14 protein-coding genes are annotated in these 20,862 nt (G+C 46.5%); 8 read left to right on the top strand and 6 right to left on the bottom strand.

All coding sequences use genetic code 11. The features are described 5' to 3' along the window. Nucleotides 1-9 precede the first annotated feature (9 nt). The 4 genes from UNH61_RS15710 to UNH61_RS15695 form a co-directional block, all read right to left on the bottom strand. Nucleotides 10-576: a sigma-70 family RNA polymerase sigma factor gene (locus UNH61_RS15710; RefSeq protein ID WP_326992911.1), complete on the bottom strand. Its 567-nt coding sequence runs from the start codon at nucleotides 574-576 to the stop codon at nucleotides 10-12. Between the two features lie 75 nt (nucleotides 577-651). Beyond that, nucleotides 652-1,800, bottom strand: coding sequence for a heparan-alpha-glucosaminide N-acetyltransferase domain-containing protein (locus tag UNH61_RS15705; RefSeq protein ID WP_326992910.1), 1,149 nt, complete (start codon nucleotides 1,798-1,800; stop codon nucleotides 652-654). Between the two features lie 129 nt (nucleotides 1,801-1,929). Further along, entirely contained in the window at nucleotides 1,930-2,163 is a 234-nt protein-coding gene (locus UNH61_RS15700; RefSeq protein WP_326992909.1) for a hypothetical protein, read from the bottom strand. Nucleotides 2,164-2,260: 97 nt separating this feature from the next. Continuing rightward, nucleotides 2,261-2,503 (bottom strand): hypothetical protein, encoded by a 243-nt coding sequence (locus UNH61_RS15695; RefSeq protein WP_326992908.1) that lies wholly within the window; start codon nucleotides 2,501-2,503, stop codon nucleotides 2,261-2,263. Between the two features lie 300 nt (nucleotides 2,504-2,803). Between UNH61_RS15695 and UNH61_RS15690 the strand changes: the two genes are divergently transcribed. Together UNH61_RS15690 and UNH61_RS15685 are read left to right on the top strand one after the other, a co-directional pair. Then, nucleotides 2,804-3,982, top strand: coding sequence for an HlyD family efflux transporter periplasmic adaptor subunit (locus UNH61_RS15690; RefSeq protein ID WP_326992907.1), 1,179 nt, complete (start codon nucleotides 2,804-2,806; stop codon nucleotides 3,980-3,982). A gap of 17 nt (nucleotides 3,983-3,999) precedes the next feature. Continuing rightward, the gene (locus tag UNH61_RS15685) at nucleotides 4,000-6,183 is read left to right on the top strand and encodes a peptidase domain-containing ABC transporter (protein WP_326992906.1); all 2,184 of its coding nucleotides are present in this window, start codon (nucleotides 4,000-4,002) and stop codon (nucleotides 6,181-6,183) included. A gap of 25 nt (nucleotides 6,184-6,208) precedes the next feature. Here UNH61_RS15685 and UNH61_RS15680 read toward each other — a convergent pair whose 3' ends face one another. Then, nucleotides 6,209-7,072: an alpha/beta hydrolase gene (locus UNH61_RS15680; protein WP_326992905.1), complete on the bottom strand. Its 864-nt coding sequence runs from the start codon at nucleotides 7,070-7,072 to the stop codon at nucleotides 6,209-6,211. Between the two features lie 192 nt (nucleotides 7,073-7,264). Between UNH61_RS15680 and UNH61_RS15675 the strand changes: the two genes are divergently transcribed. Then, nucleotides 7,265-9,505, top strand: coding sequence for a DUF2961 domain-containing protein (locus UNH61_RS15675; RefSeq protein ID WP_326992904.1), 2,241 nt, complete (start codon nucleotides 7,265-7,267; stop codon nucleotides 9,503-9,505). A 175-nt stretch (nucleotides 9,506-9,680) separates the two neighbouring features. Beyond that, nucleotides 9,681-10,745, top strand: a complete 1,065-nt coding sequence (locus UNH61_RS15670) for a serine hydrolase domain-containing protein (RefSeq protein ID WP_326992903.1) — start codon at nucleotides 9,681-9,683, stop codon at nucleotides 10,743-10,745. Nucleotides 10,746-10,759: 14 nt separating this feature from the next. Here UNH61_RS15670 and UNH61_RS15665 read toward each other — a convergent pair whose 3' ends face one another. Then, nucleotides 10,760-13,531, bottom strand: coding sequence for a substrate-binding domain-containing protein (locus UNH61_RS15665; protein ID WP_326992902.1), 2,772 nt, complete (start codon nucleotides 13,529-13,531; stop codon nucleotides 10,760-10,762). Between the two features lie 209 nt (nucleotides 13,532-13,740). Here UNH61_RS15665 and UNH61_RS15660 point away from each other — a divergent pair, with 209 nt between their 5' ends. The 4 genes from UNH61_RS15660 to UNH61_RS15645 are packed head-to-tail and all read left to right on the top strand — an operon-like array spanning nucleotide 13,741 to nucleotide 20,858. After that, on the top strand, nucleotides 13,741-15,102 hold the full coding sequence (locus tag UNH61_RS15660; protein WP_326992901.1) for a sugar porter family MFS transporter: 1,362 nt from the start codon (nucleotides 13,741-13,743) through the stop codon (nucleotides 15,100-15,102). Between the two features lie 29 nt (nucleotides 15,103-15,131). Further along, entirely contained in the window at nucleotides 15,132-16,034 is a 903-nt protein-coding gene (locus UNH61_RS15655; protein ID WP_326992900.1) for a carbohydrate kinase, read from the top strand. Between the two features lie 36 nt (nucleotides 16,035-16,070). Beyond that, nucleotides 16,071-19,136: a TonB-dependent receptor gene (locus tag UNH61_RS15650; RefSeq protein WP_326992899.1), complete on the top strand. Its 3,066-nt coding sequence runs from the start codon at nucleotides 16,071-16,073 to the stop codon at nucleotides 19,134-19,136. 24 nt (nucleotides 19,137-19,160) lie between these two features. Continuing rightward, nucleotides 19,161-20,858 carry a RagB/SusD family nutrient uptake outer membrane protein gene (locus tag UNH61_RS15645; protein WP_326992898.1) on the top strand — a complete coding sequence of 566 codons (1,698 nt, stop codon included), beginning with the start codon at nucleotides 19,161-19,163 and terminating at the stop codon, nucleotides 20,856-20,858. Nucleotides 20,859-20,862 lie beyond the last annotated feature (4 nt).

Here is a 20,862-nt window from a genome sequence, read left to right as displayed (position 1 = left end):
ACGAAATTGTTACCAGAACAATGATAAGTGATGCTCCAGCATTTTACGGAGTTTCTCCTTTGCTTTTTGCAAATGATTCTTTACGCTTTGAGGTTTTAGCGACAGCTTACGCGCTATTTCTGCAATAGGCAGGTTGGCATGATGGCTCATCAGGTAGACGGCTTTCATGCGTTCGGGGAGCTGTTCAACAGCATTATGGAAATCGGTCTGCAGCTGACGGATAGCGGCGTGGTTAACTGCTTTTTCTTCTCCGGCCGATTGTGACTGTAATTGCAACAGCAGCATTGCTTTCTGTTGATCCCGTGATTTTGTTGCCCGGTACCAGTCGATCACCTTATGTTTGACCACGGCAGTTAGCCAGGCAGTAAAATTACCGGTAATAAGGAGCTGCTGCCTGTTTTCCCATAGGTGAAAAAATATATCCTGGACAATGTCGAGGGCGGCATGTTCATCGCCGCATTTATGGTGCGCTATTGTAAAGACCAGCTTCCAGTAACGGACAAATAATTGCTCATAAGCATGGTGGTTGCCTTCTTTCAGCAATGCAAGTAACTCTTGATCATGCAGATGGTCCATATTGGGTGCTAAGGTATTGTGCGAATATTACCTTAAAGTTAAATTGGGATGAGCGGGGAGGGGGATACCACGACATCAAACATAACTCAACAACACACTACTACTCCTGCTTTTCAAACCACCATACCATTTGCAGAGCGGATACATTACCAGCACCGTTAAAATCCACACACCATATACCCCCCACAGGTTTAATCCGTAACCAGCCGGAAAGCCATCAACGAATTGCAGGAAGTTTGTTGCAGGAAAGCCTTGTATGACGCCCAGTACCAGTGAAAAAATATGGATCAGGTAAAAATGTACGATATAATAAAAGAGCGGCACCCTGCCATACACGATGAAAAATTCGCCCACCTTGCCTGTTCCTGTCTCTATAACAGCCAATAATACAAATGCAGGCCCTAATGTCATCAGCAGGAAACAGAGAGAAGGCGGGTATTTGTTGGTATTGAGAAAAGAGAGAAAGGTAAACAACGTGTTTTTTTGAGAAGACCACGGTACAGGATCTCCATAAATATTTATACCCCTGATCAGTACAAATGCCAATATGGTGGCAATACCCAGCTGCCATAGTATCTTTCTTCTTCGACGCACTTCCATCTGAAATACAGGGCCGAAGCTATAACCAACGGCCATTACGCCTATCCAGGGTATGATGGGATACGCGAATACCACTGTTGTTTTTCCGAAGATGGTTAACACCCCTGGCACATGCAATATCATCCATACTGCACGCAGGGAGCCAAAGCGCTCTGCCTTAATGCCATCCAGCGCATTATGTCCCAGTATGAGCAGCAGGCCTATGGCAGCTATCCATTTAACCGGGAGACGTACCAGTGCAGCCATAATGATCATGCACATACCAATCACCCAGAGTACCAGCAGTATAATAAGATTGTAATTGAAATTAAAGGTATTCGCAAAATTCATAATGGTGAATTCAAAGATAACCAGCATCAGGCCGCGGGTCCACAGAAAACGGGAGAGTTGCGCAGGGTTATGCTGCTTTACACCATAAAAGAAAGCGCCGGTACCGGCGAGGAATATAAATACGGGAGCACAGAAATGCGTGATCCACCGGGTGAAAAACAGGGCAGGGGTGGTTTGCGCCAGGTCGGTAGGGCTGAACCGGGTGTTGGTAGTGAAATCTCTGACATGGTCTAGCGCCATGACTACCATTATCATGCCTCGCAGTATATCCAGAGAAGCAATGCGTTTTTTCATAGAGAAGTAATGTAGCGAAAATTATACAGTATTCGAAATGCTATATAATCTTCGCCGCATTTTACCGGAAGGCAATATCGCCAGAATCTAAAGAGGCTGCCCTTTACCCGGAACAGCCTCTTCAGTCCATTACCCTACGGTTACCTGGACATGCAACGCAGACCACAGGGTTGAGAGGGTTTGGCCTATACCACCAGTTGCTGTACCAAGCAGTTTATTGGTACCGCTCTGTAAGGTGCCGGACGTAGTGCCCAGCCCGTTCCCAAGGGTGCTCACAAGAGAGCCCAGGCTGCCACCATTGATATCCATGGTTTCACTGGCATTCAATGCTGTAAATTGCTCGGGGAGTTCAATGTTTTTCATATGATTTATTTTGGGTGATGAAATAAGAGCCCGGTTTCTGGAATTAAAAGCCTTCCGCATTTCCCAAAGGGATCCCTGTATTGTCGTATTTTTTTGATTAAAGTGTTATTTTTTTGATAGCAGATAGCACAAGCAAAAGATCATGCTCTACGACTTCCGATCCTTTCATGAGATCATTATGCAACTCATCAACGATTCTCGACAACGCTTGTGTATACGCTTGAGGAAGAACCGAATTCAGTTCATATAGGAGGCCGCTCACAAGGCCACCTCCATTGATATCCATAGCCTCTTCAGCATTCAATTCTGTTAACTGTGTCAGTTGTTCGAAGTTGTTCATATAATTTATTTTTAAGTGATGGAATACGGTGAAAAACTTGCCCTCCGATGACGAGGCAACCGTATAAATCCGCTATAGATTGAAGGAAGGCATAAATGACGATTAACTCTACTATCAGTTCACGACTCTCTGAACATTATTACTATTTCTAAATTAAACCCTTCAGGATTAACTCCGCTCAGATAGGGTGTTCATTTTCATTCATTTTAAATTATGTTGTTCAGTTTATCCTTTGTTCTACCGCCCTGCCTCTCCTGAACACTAATTGGCTATATTAGATCAGACCATTTGATCCCGTTCATGAAGCCCGCGCTCTTTCCTGCTGCCATCATGCAGCGTTCCGTATTTAACTGGCTGCCCAGGGTACGTGTTCATACCCAGATCATTTACATCACCGTACTGTTAGCTATCCTGTGTATATTGGCAGCTTTGCCGTTCATCAGGGTAGATGTTTCTATCGCCGCCAGCGGAATAGTACGGCCCATCACCGAAAAAACGGAGTTGCGGAGCCTGGTTGCAGGTACCATAGAACAGATACTGGTAACCGATGGTGCCAGCGTTCAAAAAGGACAGGTACTCCTGCGTTTACAGGAAGATATCAGCAACAGCAAACTGACGCAGAATAATTTCGAGCTATCGCAGCGGGAAACCCAGATAAAGGACCTCGAAACACTGGTAGCCGGTGGCAGCAGGCTGCAATCCTCATTGTATCAGCAGCAATATGCCCGCTTCAACGCCTCCCTGCAGGAACAGGCCGCCACCGTAGAAAAGCTGAAACTCGACCTGGAGATGTACGAGAAGCTCTTCAAAGAAAAAGTAATCGCAAAAAAGGAATACCTCGACCGGAAATATGACTACGAAAAAAGTAAAGCGGCTTATACATCTGCCGTACAACAACAGCGCAGTACCTGGGCTACTGACCTCAACCAGCTGCGACTGGACGATAATCGCCTGCGCGCGGATAACCGGCAGCTCACCAAAGAAAAAGAATGGAACCTTATCAAAGCACCCGTGAGTGGTACCCTGCAACAATTTACCGGGAAGTATGCCGGAGGCTACGTGCAAACAGGCGACCTGCTGGGAGTGATTTCACCAGACTCCAATATGATCGCTGAATGCTATGTTTCTCCCAGGGATATTGGCTACTTAAAAAAAGGAATGCCTGTCAGGTTCCAGGTAGATGCTTTTAATTATAACGAATGGGGGATGGTGAAAGGCGAAATACTATCTATCGATAACGACTTTGTACTCATCAACAATCAGCCGGCATTTAAGGTACGATGCCGCTTTGCCAGTACCACACTTAGCACCACCCATGGGGTGAGCGCATCGTTAAAAAAGGGCATGACATTGCAGGCCAGGTTCATCCTCACGAAGCGCAGCCTGTTCCAGTTATTGTACGATAAAACCGACGACTGGATCAACCCGAATAACCGGAAGAGCCCTGTGGTTGCTGGTGTAGCGGAAAACAAGAACTGATCTTTTATCACTGAAACATGAGCGCTAATCATTCTGCCCGGCTTAAACGCGGGGCGAAGATCAAACAACACGATATTACCGACTGCGGTGCTGCCTGTCTGGCTTCCGTAGCCGCCTGGCATAAACTCCGGATTCCCATTGCGGTGATCCGGCAATATGCCGGCACTGATAAAAAGGGCACCAATGTGCTGGGGGTGATCACCGCCGCCCAGCAGCTGGGATTCCAGGCTAAAGGAGTGAAAGGCCCGTTTGAGGCATTGGCCGGCATTCCTAAACCTGCCGTGGCTCATGTGGTGATGAACGGAATGCTGCAACATTTTGTGGTCATCTACCAGGTAACCGCCAAACATGTAGTGGTGATGGATCCGGGCGATGGCCAGTATCATAAGCTTACCCATGAGGCATTCAAAGCCATGTGGACCAACGTGCTGGTGCTGCTGCTCCCCGGCGATGAGTTCCAGGCCGGTAACAGGAAAGTATCGCACCTGCAACGTTTCTGGTACCTGATGCGCCCGCACCGGTCAGTAGTGATACAGGCTATCTTCGGAGCGATGATCTATACTGTACTGGGGCTGTCTACATCTATCTATGTACAAAAAATTGTAGATAATGTTTTGGTAGATGGAAACAGGAATCTGTTGAATATGCTTAGCGTAGCTATGCTGATCATCCTCGTATTACAACTGTTCATCGGTAACCTGAAAAGTATTTTCATCTTCAAAACCGGTCAGCAGCTGGATGCCCGGCTGATACTCGGCTATTATAAGCATCTGCTCCTGCTGCCTCAGCAGTTTTTCGATACGATGCGGGTAGGGGAGATAACTTCCCGTATTAATGATGCCATCAAGATCCGGGCTTTCATCAACGATGTATCTATATCCCTGGTGGTGAATAGTTTTATCGTAGTATTTTCTTTCGGGCTGATGTTCAGTTATAACTGGAAATTATCGTTGATCATGTTGCTCATCATTCCGTTGTTCCTCATTATTTATGCGGTAAGTAACAGGATAAACAAGAAGTACCAGCGCCGGCTGATGGAAGAAAACGCGGAACTGGGCAGTCAGCTCGTAGAATCGCTGAACAGCGTAGCCACGATCAAACGCTTTGCACTTGAAGAATACGCCAATATGAGAACGGAAAGCCGCTTCGTGCAGGTGTTGCAAACTACCTACCATTCATCTATGGCGAACCTGTATATCGGCAGCTTTGCGGGTATTATCACTAACTTTTTTGTGATCATCATCCTGTGGACGGGCTCCACTTATGTGCTGGATCAACAGCTGAGCGCAGGTGCGTTATTATCGTTCTATGCTTTGATCAATTACTTTACAGGGCCCGCTGCCAGTCTTATCGGCGCCAACAGAAGCGTGCAGGATGCGCTCATTGCGGCTGACCGGCTTTTTGAGATCATGGATTTGCAACAGGAAGATACTGTCAATAAAATGGATCTCTCTCCGGAACATAGCGGAGATATTACTTTTAACAATGTTTCTTTCAGCTATGGTACCCGGAAAGAAGTGTTCCGGAAGTTCAGCATGCATATTCAAAAGGGAAGCATTACGGCCATAGTAGGAGAGAGCGGATCCGGAAAATCAACGCTGATGGCGCTGTTGCAGAATATTTATCCATTGAAGGAAGGGAATATCTCTATCGGGCAAACGGACATCCGGTATATACATCCCGAAAGTCTGCGCCGCTGGGTAGGTGTGGTACCGCAACACATCGATCTCTTTCATGGAAGCGTGGCCTCCAATATTGCAGTCGGTGAATTTGAGCCTGACATGCAACGTGTGCTCGAAGTAGCCAGGTGGCTGGATATTACGGGATTCATCGAACAACTGCCGGATGGTTTCAATACCCTGCTCGGTGAGCACGGCGCTAATCTTTCCGGGGGACAGCGCCAGCGACTGGCCATAGCCCGGGCGCTTTACCGCGATCCGCAGGTGCTGATCATGGATGAAGCTACGTCATCGCTGGATCCTATCTCTGATCATATGGTACAGGAAGTGATGCAGCAACTGCGTGATGCCGGAAAAACAGTGATTGTGATTGCGCATCGGCTGAGTACTGTGGTGAATGCAGATAAGATTATGGTATTGGAAAATGGGCTATTGGCGGAAGAAGGGACACATTTTCAGCTGATGAAGAAAGATAGCGTATATGCGAAGTTGTGGAGCCATCATCAGGGGATGATGGGGTAACGACAACCGCCAATAGCGCGACCGGTTACTTCAAAAAGCCATCCAGATAACCCAAAATCGTTGCTGTTTGCATCATCAGGGTAACATGCCCCTGTGAAGGAACAATGGCCAGCTGGGATGCTGGCATTGGCTCCAGACCGGCAGCAACAGCACCTCCCAATAATTGATATGTTTTTATCAGCTCAATTTTATCCAGCCCATCGTTGTCGCCGGATATGATTAATACAGGCGCAGAAATTTTTGAAATATTAGCGTCACCGAAGTTGAATGGCTCCTTAGCGTAAGCAATCATCTGCTCGAGGAACTTTGTCCATTTGGTTTTATCAGGTGCTACAGCATCGTATGCGACTTGCATAGGGCTATTCGCAAAGAGTTCGGGTTTCATGGCTTTAAACGCATTACCTACTGCAGGTAGCCAGCCGGTATTTTTATAAGTAGCAGAAATGATTACCAGTTTTCTTAACCGCTTAGGGCTTTGTATAGCGAATTTATAAGCTATAGCGCCGCCAAAACTATATCCTGCAACATCAGCACTGTCAATTTTCAGGTAGTCCATTACTCCTTCCACATCGCTCGCTAAGGTAGCATGTGATAATTTTCTTTCTGAAAACGGTGTATGTCCATGTCCTTGTAATTCAATGGCAATCACCTTCCTTGTTTTTGACAGCTCAGGGATCAATTCCCCCCAATTTGAATTAATGGTCATAAAAGCGCCGTGCAGTAATACGATAGGCCTGCCCTCGCCATATACTTCATAGTAAACTTTGGTGCCATTAACAGGCGCATAGCCGCTGCCGGAAGGTTTCATTTGTTGTGCGTTTGATGGTGATGCAGTAAGTATAATTGCAATTAGTAATAGTATCGATTTAAGCCTGAGTATATTTTTCATAAGGCTGTTTACTTTTAGTTTGGATTTTATTGACCATACAAAGGTGGAATTCCTTTTTGAGTTTGACACGGTATGAAAACGACAAGTTGAGGGATGAATTGCGACAAAAAGGGGTATAACATGCTCATCGGGGCAAAAGGGGATTGCATAAGCAACAGATTTTTATTAGGTTTATTGGAAGTATTCCATGTTATGAAGACACGTATGCTCCTGTTGCTTTTTGCTGCACCGTTTACCATACAAACTGTTATCGCACAATCATCTGTAAAGCCGCCGGTAATACCTGTTGGAACAGATGCTTATCGTTTGTGGCATTTATGGCCCAATCAGCGGATTGGGGCCAGGGCCTATATGCGTAGCACATACGACCGCAGCGGGGGAAATGAATCTGCTGATGCCAGTCATTTTCTGTTCATGCAGGACGAAGACCGGAATATTACGCTGGATGTAGCAGGAAAAGGCGTTCTTTATTTCGTGCGTACCAATCACTGGCATGGCAGTCCCTGGCATTATACAGTAGATGGCAAAGATCATATCATACAGGAAACCGCCACGGCAGATCCGGTAAATGCGGTAAAGAAATTCAGCAAAACTACCTTTCTTCCGGCAGCTGCTTTTCCTGAGCCGCTGGCTTATACGTGGAGCACTACCAAAGGCGCCGACCTGGTGTGGACACCGATAGGTTTCCGTGATTCCATGCAGCTGGCGTACTCCCGTACCCGTTATGGCACCGGGTATTACATCTACCAGCTGTATGCAAATGAACAATACCTGTCGCAACCCATTCGATCCTGGAACAGCAACCAGCAGCCACCTGCGGATGTGGTGCACTTGCTCAGTCGCGCTGGTACGGATATTGCGCCTCAGCATATTCCGAAGAAGGAAGGGAGCATCAAACTGGATAAAGAAAGACTGCTGCTGGCAGATATCAGGGCATCCGCTGTGGTACGTGCCTTCCGGTTGACGCTGCCGTTACAGCGGGCCGAAAAACTGGAGCGGCTGCGGTTACTGGTCACCTGGGATGATCGTACCACGCCTTCCATTGATGCACCACTTTGCCTGTTTTTTGGTGCGGGCACTTTGTATAACCGGGAGCAGCACGAATACCTGGTGAAAGGATTTCCCCTCAGCATCCGCTACGATTATCCGAATAACCGCGTGGAATTAGCCTGTTATTACCCGATGCCTTTCTTCCGTTCGGCCAGGTTTGAGCTGGCCGGAATAACACCGGATGATACCGAAATTGGCTACCAGATCCGTTTTGAGCATAGCAGGCAGTTGCCTGAGCAAAGCAGTTATTTCCATGCTACCTATCGGGATATTGCACATCCTGAATTGGGAAAGGATCTCACGTTATTGGATACACGAGGAATAGAAGACCATGAAACCTGGTCAGGTAATTTTGCAGGTACCTCTTTTATTTTTTCGCATGATGGTTTCCTGGGTACGCTGGAAGGAGATCCCCGCTTCTTTTTCGACGACAGTCAAACGCCGCAGGCCTATGGCACAGGCACCGAGGAATGGGGTGGTGGCGGCGACTACTGGGGCGGAGAAAACATGAGTTTGCCTTTTGCCGGTCATCCCTGCGGTGTGCGGAAAAAAGAAGAGGCTAAGCAGGAGAAGGATCTTATTCATTCTGCCTATCGTTTTCTGCTGGCAGATTGCATGCCGTTTGGCCGCCGCGCTGTTATCCGGCTGGAACACGGCGGGGAAAACCTTTCTACGGAACATTATGAAACAGTGGCTTATTGGTACGGCCTGCCGGCTGCAACACTCCTGTTAACAGACAGCCTCGATATCGGCAATGTGGCAGACGAAAAAGCGCACCAGTACCTGTCTCCCAAAGCCTCCCCGGTCAGCGTGATCCACTCCCGCTACGAATGGGGAATAGATTCTCTGCCCCTGCATCCCTGGGGGATGAATCCGGCTAAGATACCCGGATATGTTCCCGGACAGGAAATATACCCGGAGCAGGTAGAAGACGGCCGCTATACAACCGGTGTTTCCGAGTTTACCGTCAGGCTGGATGCCCGCAACAGAGGCGCTTTACTGCGTCGTACCCTGGATTACAGCTGTCCGAATCAGAAAGCAGTCGTTTATGTGGCAGACGCCGGGAAAGAAAAACAGCACGGCAATGTGACATGGCATTATGCCGGCATCTGGTACCTGGCAGGAGCCAACACCTGTGTGTATTCTGATCCCAAAGGTGAGCTGGATAAGCGTTTATACAAAGTACAAACTTCCAACCGCCGTTTTCGCGATGATGAATTTTTATTGCCGGAAAAGCTTACACGGGGGCATGCAGCCGTCAGGGTAAAGATCGTATTTGTGCCTGTGCAACAGGAGTTGTATCCCGGTAAGCCTTTCCCGGGCACGCAGGCCTGGAGCGAGCTAAGGTATGCGGTGTACAGTTATGTGATGCCGGTGCTTTAGAATGACGGTAGTACACCAGCCATGCCTCCTTTGCACAGTACATTAAAGCGAATGCTTGCTATAATGTACGGGATGAACAGAAAATTGCAGGCTGTTAAATAAAATATAAATAATATCCTTTTTTTTGTTCAGATATATAAAAATAATAGCTTATGGTGTAATAGCATTACAAACCATGAAGCTGATCTATTTTATTTTTGCCGGAACCATATTATCTGTATCTGCACATGCCCAATCCCTATCCACCAGAATCGACAACTATTTACATGTCGACCCTAAAGGACATCCTTTTAATGGAACGGCATTAGTTGCTTATAAAGGCAATATTCTGCTCTATAAAGGATATGGCTATATGAAAATTGATAACCGGAAACCGGCAGATACATCTACCATTTATCGAATCGGTTCGTTGTCTAAGCCGTTTACGTCAACCGTCATCATGAGGCTGTCCCAGGATGGCAAACTGAGGCTTCGTGACAATTTGTCGACCTATCTTCCAGGTTATCCGAAAGGAGATTCAATTACAATCGAAAATTTACTTACCCATAGTTCGGGCATCAAAGATTACCTGGAAGTGAAATCTGTTCAACAGCTTCCGGATTCAGCACCACCGGTATCAATGGATAGACTGATATCTTATTTCAAAGATGAGCCGTTGGGAGACAAGCCAGGGAAAAAGTTTGCTTATTCGAACTCCAATTATATACTATTGGCGGCCATTGCGGAGAAAGTAACGGGCAAAAAATTCGAACAAGTAGTGAGAGAAATGATATTCACACCTTTGCAGATGGATCATTCCGGTTTTGATTTCCTGCACCTGGCAGACAGGGATAAGTCAACGGGCTATACCCTGGACAACAAACAGCCCTCTCCTGTAATAGATTTTGATTCGACATATGCGCCGGGCTGCGGGTCTGCTTTTACAACCGCAATGGATCTCTATAAATTCTATCGTGGACTTTGTGCAAACCAGCTCATCGATAGCCCAAGAAGGGCACTTGCATTCACTCCTCATCAATGGCTTTATGGCTATGGATGGTTTAGCTATTCTTTATATGGACGTAAATGTATTTCGCATGCCGGAGGGGTTCCGGGCTTTCTTTCCAACCTGCAATTTTATCCTGATATTGATCTTTGCATTGTTTTACTAAGTAATATGTCGGAAGGCGACCTTGTTGAGCGGGCAGATAAAATCGCATCCCTGGTGTTTCAATTACCCTACCAAAGCTCGGGATTGTAAATTAGCGCAATTTCTCAACTGGCCTTCGCACCATACTTCTCCTTATACGCCTTAGGCGTCATCCCTGTAATTTTTTTAAACGAAGTAGAAAAATAAGACGGCGTGGAAAACCCTGTCTCATACGCTATTTCTGCGAACGACAAATCCTGATGCTGTATTAAATACTTCGCTTTCTGCACCCGTTGCAGGAGAATGTATTCGGTAATACTTACATCCAGTAACGGCTTTGTTTTCCGGTACAGCTGAATCTTCGACAAGCCCATTTCATCGCATAAATCCTGGATGGAAAAATTCTCGTTAGACAAATGCTTTTCTATGATCGCATTGAAATTTGCCAGGAATGCTTTTTCGCTCTTGTTGGCCTGTGGCAGGGCTTCTTTGGGAATGTCGGCGGCAATATGTGTTTTCATGCGCTGGCGGTTTTCCAGCAGGTTCTTAATGGTTTCTTCCAGCACTTCACTGTTGAATGGTTTGGTAATATAGGCGTCTACGTTAGTTTTCAACCCTACAACTTTATGCTCGTCGGTGGTTTTTGCCGTCAACAGAATGATGGGGATATGTGAGGTACGGATATCAGATTTGAGTATCTGCGCCATCTGCAGGCCATCAGTTTGCGGCATCATAATGTCTGATATAATGAGGTCCGGCATTTCCTCAAAGGTCATGCGGATACCTTCCGTACCATTTTTTGCGGTGATAACAGCAAAGTGTATACTCAGGCGGTTGGCCAAAAATGCCCTCAGGTCATCGTTATCTTCCACAACAAGAATCGTGTTACCGGAAGCTGGTACTGATTCAGCGAGTGAAGGAAGAACAGCTGCCGGAGTAGCGCCAATATTGTAATCCGCAATCCAGGTATCCATTTCGCTGTTGTAGCCCCAGTCTTTGACGGGTACGATTTGCTCCTCGCTGTAGTGAGTGTTACCCATTGGGAGGGTAATTGTAAATGCGGAGCCCTTGTCTTTTTCACTGTCTACCACAATGGTTCCGTGATGCAGTTCTACCAGTTCTTTCGACAATGCGAGGCCAATCCCGCTGCCATTTTGATTGTGTACATCCCCGTAGTAAAAGAAATCAAAAATACGTTCCTTATCCTGCGCACTGAGCCCTAATCCCGAATCTGCTACTTTTATCGTGACATGATCAGCGGCTTCGTTTTTTTCGATGATCACATAAATATGGCCGGCATCTGCAGTAAACTTAAAAGCATTGGAAAGTATATTAAAGAATACTTTCTCTATTTTTTCCGGATCAATCCAGAGTTTAACCGATGCTTCCGGGGTGATCATCCTGCAATCAATATGATGTTGTTTGGCCAATCCTTTAAAGGCATCGAGAATATCGTTGATAAATGGAAGCATGTCCACTTCCTGTATTTTCAGCCGCATTTTGTTTAACTCCAGCTTGCGAAAATCCATCAGTTGATTGACCAGCAACGACAGGCGGGAGGCGCTTTTCTTAATCAATGTAAACTGCGAGCGGATATGCGGGGGCGTTTTAGGATTTTGCAGACATTCTTCCGTAGGGGCAAGAATGAGGGTGAGCGGCGTTTTCAGCTCGTGCGAGATATTAGTAAAAAAGTTACTCTTTTGTTCGCTGGCCAATTGCACCTGCTGCGCCATTTCCTGGATCTGCTCACTCTGGGAGCGGATTTCATTGTTCTGCGACTGGAGCAGCTTATAGGCCCTGATATTTTTTCTTCTCAAATAAATCAATAGCCCGGAAAGCATCAACAGCAAGGCCAGGTTCCCGATCAAAATAAGGATCAGGTTTTTCTGGGTCTTAAAAGTCCTTGCCTGTTCTTTTAACAGGCCATCCTGGCGTACAATGTCCTTTTGCTGCGCAATGACCCTGTTGAACTGTTGTTGCAGCATCACCACATTGGTGCTGTCTACGATGATGGTTCTCAGGAAATCCCGTTTGGGTGCTTCCCGGCCGTGAAGGATCCTGGCGGCAGCCCTGATGGCCTCGCCTCCGCCGGTAGGATAGAGTACGGATGCCAGCAATGATTTATTTTCCACGAAAGCCAGACCGGTGCGGGGTTGTGCGTCTACTCCAATCACCCTGATATCGGGGAAGCCCAGTTGCCTGCAAATGGTAGCGGCAGTATTGGCCATCACGTCGTTGTGTGCAAAAATGAGCCGGGTATTTTGCAGCGCCTTTTTCATTTGTGGCAGCTGCTGTTGTACACTGCCTTCCAGCCAGTCGCCTTTTATGACGGTAATATTTATATGCGGATAATGAGCAATTTCGTCGCCGAAACCTTTTTCTCTCTGCAGGGCAGGCGTAGAGGAAGGGAGACCGGTAATTTCAATAATGTTACCGGCTTTGTTTAAATAGCTCGCAGCATATTGGCCGGCCAGTCTGCCTACTTCAATATTATCCGCTCCTATAAATGAGTTATAGGAGTCGGACGAAATGTTCCTGTCTACCACCACCACAGGAATCCCTTGTTTATACAAACTGTCAATAACAGGTGTGAGCGGCGCTGCTTCATTGGGCGAAACAATCAGCAGGTCAATTTTATGAGCTGCCAGCTCCCTGATCTGCTGCACTTGTTCCTGGCTGTTATAGTCGGCCTGCCGGTATAAAATTTTCAGATCAGGATTAAATACCAGTTCCCGGTCGATCTCCTCTTTCATTTCCCTGCGCCAGGCATCTGCATCACCTAACTGGGAAACCCCAATTATAAAGGTCTTATCCTGCTTTTCCTGACAGGCAGGGAGCAGCAATACAGTAAGCAGGGAAAGCCATACCAGACAACCAAAAGCAGTTTTTGACATCATTACAACCAAAAATATAATAAAGAGATACAATTTTAAAATAAGCTGATACAAAAATTAAAAATGCTGTGAAGTTTATATTTTTACAATGTTGATAATCATCTTATTAGATTGTTTTTAAAAGTTTAGAAGTAATAGCAACAAAATTGAAACAAGTGAAGTGTTGCCTGGGTTTATTTTCAGGCTGTCAAAAAAATGATGGATTCAACGTTATGAAAAACAGACTCTTATTTTGGAGCATTGTGATCGCTCTCGGCGGTTTGCTCTTTGGAATGGACGTAGCGGTCATCTCCGGGGCCGAACAACAAATACAACAGGTTTGGAATTTAAGTGATGTAGTTCACGGCCAGGCATTGGCTGCAGCATTATATGGCACCATTATCGGCGCATTGCTGGGAGGCATCCCGGCGGAAAAGTACGGCCGCAAAAAAGTATTGCTCTGGATTGGTATTATCTTCTTTATATCTTCCCTGGGTTCTGCGTTGGCGCATGATGTTATTACTTTTATGATTTTCCGCTTTATCGGCGGTTTGGGAGTGGGAGCTTCTTCTGTAGTGGCTCCGATGTTTATTTCAGAAATTGCACCTGCCAAAAGCCGCGGAAAACTGGTGGCCACCTTCCAGTTTAATATCGTATTTGGGATTTTGCTCGCCTATTTTTCCAACTTCCTGCTAACGGCTCAGGGGGCTGAAGCCTGGCGCTGGATGCTGGGAGTACTGGCCATACCGGCAGCCCTGTTTGTAGCGTTGCTCTGGTTTGTACCGGAAAGTCCGCGTTGGTTAATGGTGCACCGGAATGACTATGCCGCTGCCCGGAAAATCCTGGAGGTATCGGATCCGGAGGGGGTAGATGATGCTATCCGGGCGATTCAACAGGAGGTGAGCGCCGACAGGGAAAGAGCCAGTTTGTCGGTTTTCTTTTCAAAACGTTATGCCAAACCTATTATCATGGCTGTGCTGGTAGCCATGTTTAACCAGCTCTCGGGTATCAATGCCATCATCTATTTCGCCCCGCGGGTTTTTGAACTGGCGGGTATGGGTAAAAGTGCTGCCTTCCTGCAAAGCGCCGGAGTAGGACTTGTAAACATGATCTTTACCATGCTGGGGCTTTGGCTGATAGATCAGCTGGGGCGCAGAAGCCTGATGCTGATCGGATCTGTCGGATACATCATTTCTTTAGGCGCCATCGCCGCCGCATTTTACTTCCAATACCTCGGCGGGATGGTAGTGCCGGTATTGGTATTTCTTTTCATTGCTTCTCATGCCATTGGTCAGGGTGCTGTGATATGGGTATTTATCTCCGAGATTTTCCCCAACCAGGTACGCTCTTACGGTCAGTCGCTGGGCAGTTCCGTTCACTGGATCATGGCGGCGCTTATCACCAGCGTATTTCCATTTTTTGCCAATAATCCCGCCATCGGCCCCGCCAAGATCTTCCTGTTCTTCATGGTGATGATGACCGGACAATTGCTCTGGGTATTGTTCAGAATGCCGGAAACCAAAGGCGTTTCGCTGGAAGAGATGGAAGAAAAGTTAGGCGTTAAAAACGCAGAAAGCGTTACCCGGCCGGTGTAAAATTTTATTATTAAGAAACGATTATAAAGATGAATAAAAACAACGAGGTTGTCTGTTTTGGTGAAATCCTGTGGGATGTATTGCCCGGCCGGGAACTGCCCGGAGGTGCACCAATGAATGTTACCTACCACCTGTCGAAACTTGGGCGGAAAGCGACCCTCATTTCCAGAGTAGGAGAGGATGAAAGAGGCATTGCTTTAAAAAAGATTTTTGAAGGCAAAGGTATTGATACCAGCTTCGTACAAACAGATGCCAGCCACAACACCAGCATCGTGCTGGCTACGCCCAATGAAGCAGGCGACATGAAATACGATATAGTGGAAGATGTTGCCTGGGATTATATACAGCTGCAGCCCGATCATGAAGCCCTCATCTCCCAGGCACGTTATTTTGTTTTTGGCAGCCTGGCTATGCGCAGCAAAATATCAAGGGATACTTTACTCGCTTTAATGGACCTGCCTTGCAGGAAAGTGCTGGACATTAACCTGAGAGCGCCTTTTATTAACAGGGAGCATATCACTTATCAGCTGGGGAAAGCGGAAGTAGTTAAGATGAATGAAGAAGAACTGGGGCTCGTAGCGGGTTGGTATGGCAACTATATCGGTATCGAAGACAAGATGCGCCTGCTGCAGGATAAGTTCAACATGGAAACACTCATTGTTACCCGTGGCGCAAAAGGAGCAGCTATCAACTATCACAACGAATGCTATCTGCATGATGGTTTTAAAGTACAGGTAGCCGATACCATTGGTAGCGGCGATAGTTTCCTGGCAGCATTTCTTTCAAAATTTATGGAAAATAAAGATGTAGAAGCAGCACTGACATTTGCCTGCAAGGTAGGGGCATTTGTGGCCACAAAGGAGGGTGGCTGCCCTGATTATAATGTCAGTGATATAGACAGGACCAACATCATCTGCTCTATCCACGATTAATTAAAGAACTATTTCATTGCAAAACGATCCACGACTATGAAAAAATTTTTAACAATTATCTTTTTGTGCATCACCATTCATGGCTTTGCACAGCAAATGAAGGTCGAAGGTACCGTAACAGACAAGAGTAATCACACCCCGGTTATTGGTGCTACTGTCATCTCGCAGAAACAGACCGCCATCACAGACAGCACCGGGCACTTTTCACTAAAAGCCGACGCAAAGGAACTGATCACTATTTCGTGTCTTGGTATGAATACCATCACCATACCGGTACCCGCATCCGGGAAAATTGCTGCGGAATTATCAGCCAATATTTCAGACCTGAACCAGGTGGTTGTCACCGGTTATCAAACACAACGCAAAGCAGATCTTACCGGAGCGGTGAGTGTGGTAAATGTAGGCGATTTAAAGAAACAGGCTGTGGCAAGTCCTGTTAAAGCATTGCAGGGACAGGTACCTGGTGTTTTCATTACTTCCAGCGGCTCTCCCAGCGCGCCGGTAACCGTACGCATAAGAGGAGTTGGTACGCTGAACGACAACGATCCTTTATATATCATCGACGGTGTGCCTACGAAAGCAGGCATGCATGAGCTAAACTCCAATGATATAGAAACCATGCAGGTACTGAAAGATGCGTCGGCAGCCAGTATTTATGGAGCACGCGCAGCTAATGGCGTCATCATCATCACTACCAAACAAGGCCGCTCCGGCAGAATGCAGGTAAATGCGAATGCTTATACTGCGGTACAAACCTACACTACAAAGCCTAAAATGCTGAATGCAGGCGGCTATGGACAAGCTTATTGGCAGGCCGCCGTCAACACCGGCCGGGATCCCAATGCCAATAGTATTGGGTACAATTTCCAGTGGCATGCGGATAATAACGGAACACCAGTGCTGGATAAGATTTTATTACCTGAGTATATAGATGGAGACAGACGAACCATGCGTACTGCCAATACAAACTGGTTCGACGCTATCTCACAGACGGGCATTGTACAATCTTATGATTTGTCTGTTACAAACGGAACAGAGAAAGGCAGTTACCTTTTCTCGCTCGGATATTTCGATAATAAAGGCGTCATCAAAACCACCGGTTTCAATCGCTTGTCGGCACGCATGAACGCTAATTACAAATTGCTCAAAGGACGTTTACAGGTTGGCGAGAATTTCACCATCAATCGTACTAAGGAAGTGCAGGATCCGGGCGTATTAAATCTCTCTTTACAAGCCTTACCTATTGTACCGGTGCATACGGTAGATGGCATAGGCTGGGGAGGCCCCTGGGGCGGCATGAACGATCGCCAGAACCCTGTCAGGCTGTTAATGGATAATCAGCAAAATGGGTACAAGTACCTGAGGATATTCGGAAATGTATACGCGGATCTGTCTATTATAAACGGTCTGAACCTGCGTACCAGTGCGGGTATTGATTACGGTAATTACCTGTCGGATAATTTTCAGAAAAAGTATCAGTCGGGGTACCTGACAGGTACTGAGAACCAGTTAACAATGAATTATTCCAACAGTTCCCGCGTTACATGGACCAACACCCTGAATTACAACCGCACCTTTGGCAGGCACCTGGTAAATGCGGTGGCAGGAACTGAATTCTATAAACAAACTGATGTGTCGTTCTGGGCCAGCCGGAAAAATTATGCGATAGAAGATCCTAATTATACTTATCTCGATGCCGGTACCGGAGAGAAAAACAATGGCGGCGGTGGTGCTATCAATGCGTTGATGTCGTTCTTCGGAAAAGTGAATTATACGTATGATTCCAGATACCTGGCTTCGTTTACCATACGCCGTGATGGTTCTTCCAGGTTCGGTATCCATAACCAGTATGGTACATTCCCTGCATTTTCGCTGGGCTGGCGTTTGAGTCAGGAAGAATTCTTTAAGAAAAATATTCCTTCTTTCGTTAGCGATCTGAAACTCCGCTATGGCTGGGGCCAGACGGGTAACCAGGAAATCAGCAATGTGGGTGCATATTCTATTTATGTAACAGATTATAATGGCACTTCCTACGATATCGCCGGCGCCAATACGGGTACATTGCCTTCAGGATATCATATCACACAACGGGGAAACGATCACCTCAAATGGGAAGCCACCACGATGAGCAACTATGGAGTGGACTTTGGTTTTTGGGAGCAGAAACTGACTGGAAGCTTTGAATATTTTATGAAGAAAACAAGCGACATATTGGTGTTGCCGCCTTATATCGCTGTGATGGGGGAAGCGGGCAACCAATGGGTAAATGGCGCCTCTATGGAAAATAAAGGCTGGGAGCTGGCATTGACCTACAACGGACAGGTGAGCGAAGTTGAATTCCAGGTATCCGGAAATATATCGGGGTATAAAAATAAAATCACTAAACTGCCGGAATCCGTTGTGAATAATTATGGAGGAAACGGATTGAATGATAACATTCTCGGCCGCCCGGTGAATTCCTACTATGGATATGTTACAGATGGCTTGTTCAGAACACAGAAAGAGGTAGATGAATCCGCCAGGCAGCTGGGTAAAGGATTAGGCAGGATCCGTTATAAAGATCTGAACAGCGACGGTGTTATCGACGACAGAGACCGTACCTGGATAGGCACGCCACATCCTGATTTTATATACGGACTTAACCTGGCGCTGCAATGGAGAAACTTCGATTTTTCCGCTTTCTTTCAGGGCGTACAGGGTAACTACGTTATCAATGATGTAAAATACAATACCGATTTCTGGAGTGTACGGGAAACAGGTTCCAATAAAGGAAGCCGCCTGCTGAATGCATGGTCGCCACAAAATCCGAATTCGTCCATCCCTGCATTATCAGCCACCGACGATAATTTCGAATCCCGGTTCTCCACTTATTTTGTAGAACGGGGCGATTACCTGAAGCTTAGAAATATTCAGCTGGGCTACAACTTCTCCAAACAGTTGCTCAACAGACTCAGTATTCAAAAATTAAGGGTGTATGTAGGAGGCGATAATGTATGGCTCCTGCATAAGAACAAATCATTTACCGGTCTTGATCCTGAGAATCCAGGATTCGGATACCCCAATCCTGCTGTATTTACCGGAGGTGTGAACGTAACCTTTTAATTCTTTACCACGAATTGCTTTACCATGAAACGAATATTATATAGTCTTGTTATTGCAGGCTTCTTAATGATAAGTTGTAACAAACAGTTGAACATAGTACCACAGGGCGTATTGAGCCCGGAACAGGTAGCAACGCCCGAGAACGTAGACAAGTTTGTTACTGCATCATACGCGATCTTAACCAGTGGAGACATTAATGTATCCTATAGCTTGTGGGAATACGGTGATGTGCGCTCCGACGATGCGTATAAAGGTGGGCGTGACGAAGGGGATGGGCAGGAGTTCCATTTTATGGAAACATTTGCCAACACCCGTGCAGATTTCTGGCCGTTCGACGGGCAGTGGTTCCGGATTTATTTAGGTGTAGGCAGGGCGAATACAGCGTTAGGATATCTTAACAGGATCGATAAATCAATATTTCCGCTGAAAGAACAACGTATAGGAGAAGTACGGTTTCTGAGAGGTGTTTATTATTTCATGTTGAAAGAATTGTTTAACCGGATACCTTATCTGGATGAAAATGTACCGCTGGATGACTACGGCAAAGTATCGAATACAGCGCTTAGCAGCGACAGTCTTTGGGAAAAGATTGCGGCAGATTTTCAATACGCCGCGGATCATTTGCCAGCTATACAGGCGGATAAAGGCCGTGTGACCAGGGCAGCGGCTTACGCCTTTCTGGCCAAAACAAGGCTCTACCAGGGATTCAGGCAGGATGAACAATATAATGTTACCAGCGTAGATATGCCAAAAATGCAGCAGGTGGCAGATGCCTGCGATCAGGCTATCAATTCTGCCTATCATCTCGAAGATGATTATGCCAGCAATTTTTTACCTGGCAAATATGAAAACGGTCCAGAGAGCATGTTTGCGATACAGTTTTCACAAAACGATGGTACAGATGTTGGTCACCTCAACTTTGGCGAAGCGCTGAGCGTACCACAGGGACTGGGATGCTGCGATTTTCACAAACCCAGTCAGAATTTTGTGAATGCATTCAGAACAGATGCTAACGGAATTCCCCTGCTGGATGCCTTTAATGATACTAACGTAAACCCATACACGGATAACATAGATCCCCGGTTAAACCATACTGTGGGTATTCCGGAATTCAACTGGAAGTATGAGCCGGCGCATGTGTATAAAGACGCCTGGAACCGTAATCCTGCGGTGTATGGCAGCTATGCTTCCATGAAGGAAAATGTGTCGCCGGACGGTGAATACTTTGTAGCCAGGCCTCCTTTCTTCCCGAATTCAAAGAACAAAATCCTGATGCGTTTTGCCGAAGTGTTGTTAATGAAAGCAGAGGCGCTGATTGAAATGGGACGCCAGGGAGATGCGCTGCCGTTAATCAATGCGGTGCGCCAGCGTGCTGCCAATAGTACCGGGCGTTTGAAAAAAGCCGATGGCAGCTACGAAGCGCATTACAAGGTAGGCTTATATACGCCCGGCGTAAATATTACCTGGGATCAGGCCACAGCACGGAAAGCGCTGCGATTTGAACGCCGCCTGGAGCTGGGTCAGGAAAATCAACGCTTCTTCGACCTGGTGCGTTGGGGGATAGCCGCTGAAACATTGAATAAATATTTCAGTGTAGAAAGAACGAGGCATGCTTTCCTGAACAGCGGAAATTTCACCAAAAACAAGCATGAGTATCTGCCCATTCCACAGAATCAGCTCAATTTCAGCAGGGGCGTGTATAAACAGAATATCAACTATTAAGTAA

This window comes from Chitinophaga sp. 180180018-3 (assembly GCF_037893185.1).
Classification (GTDB): Bacteria; Bacteroidota; Bacteroidia; order Chitinophagales; family Chitinophagaceae; genus Chitinophaga.
This window is presented reverse-complemented; position numbering and strand designations above follow the sequence as displayed.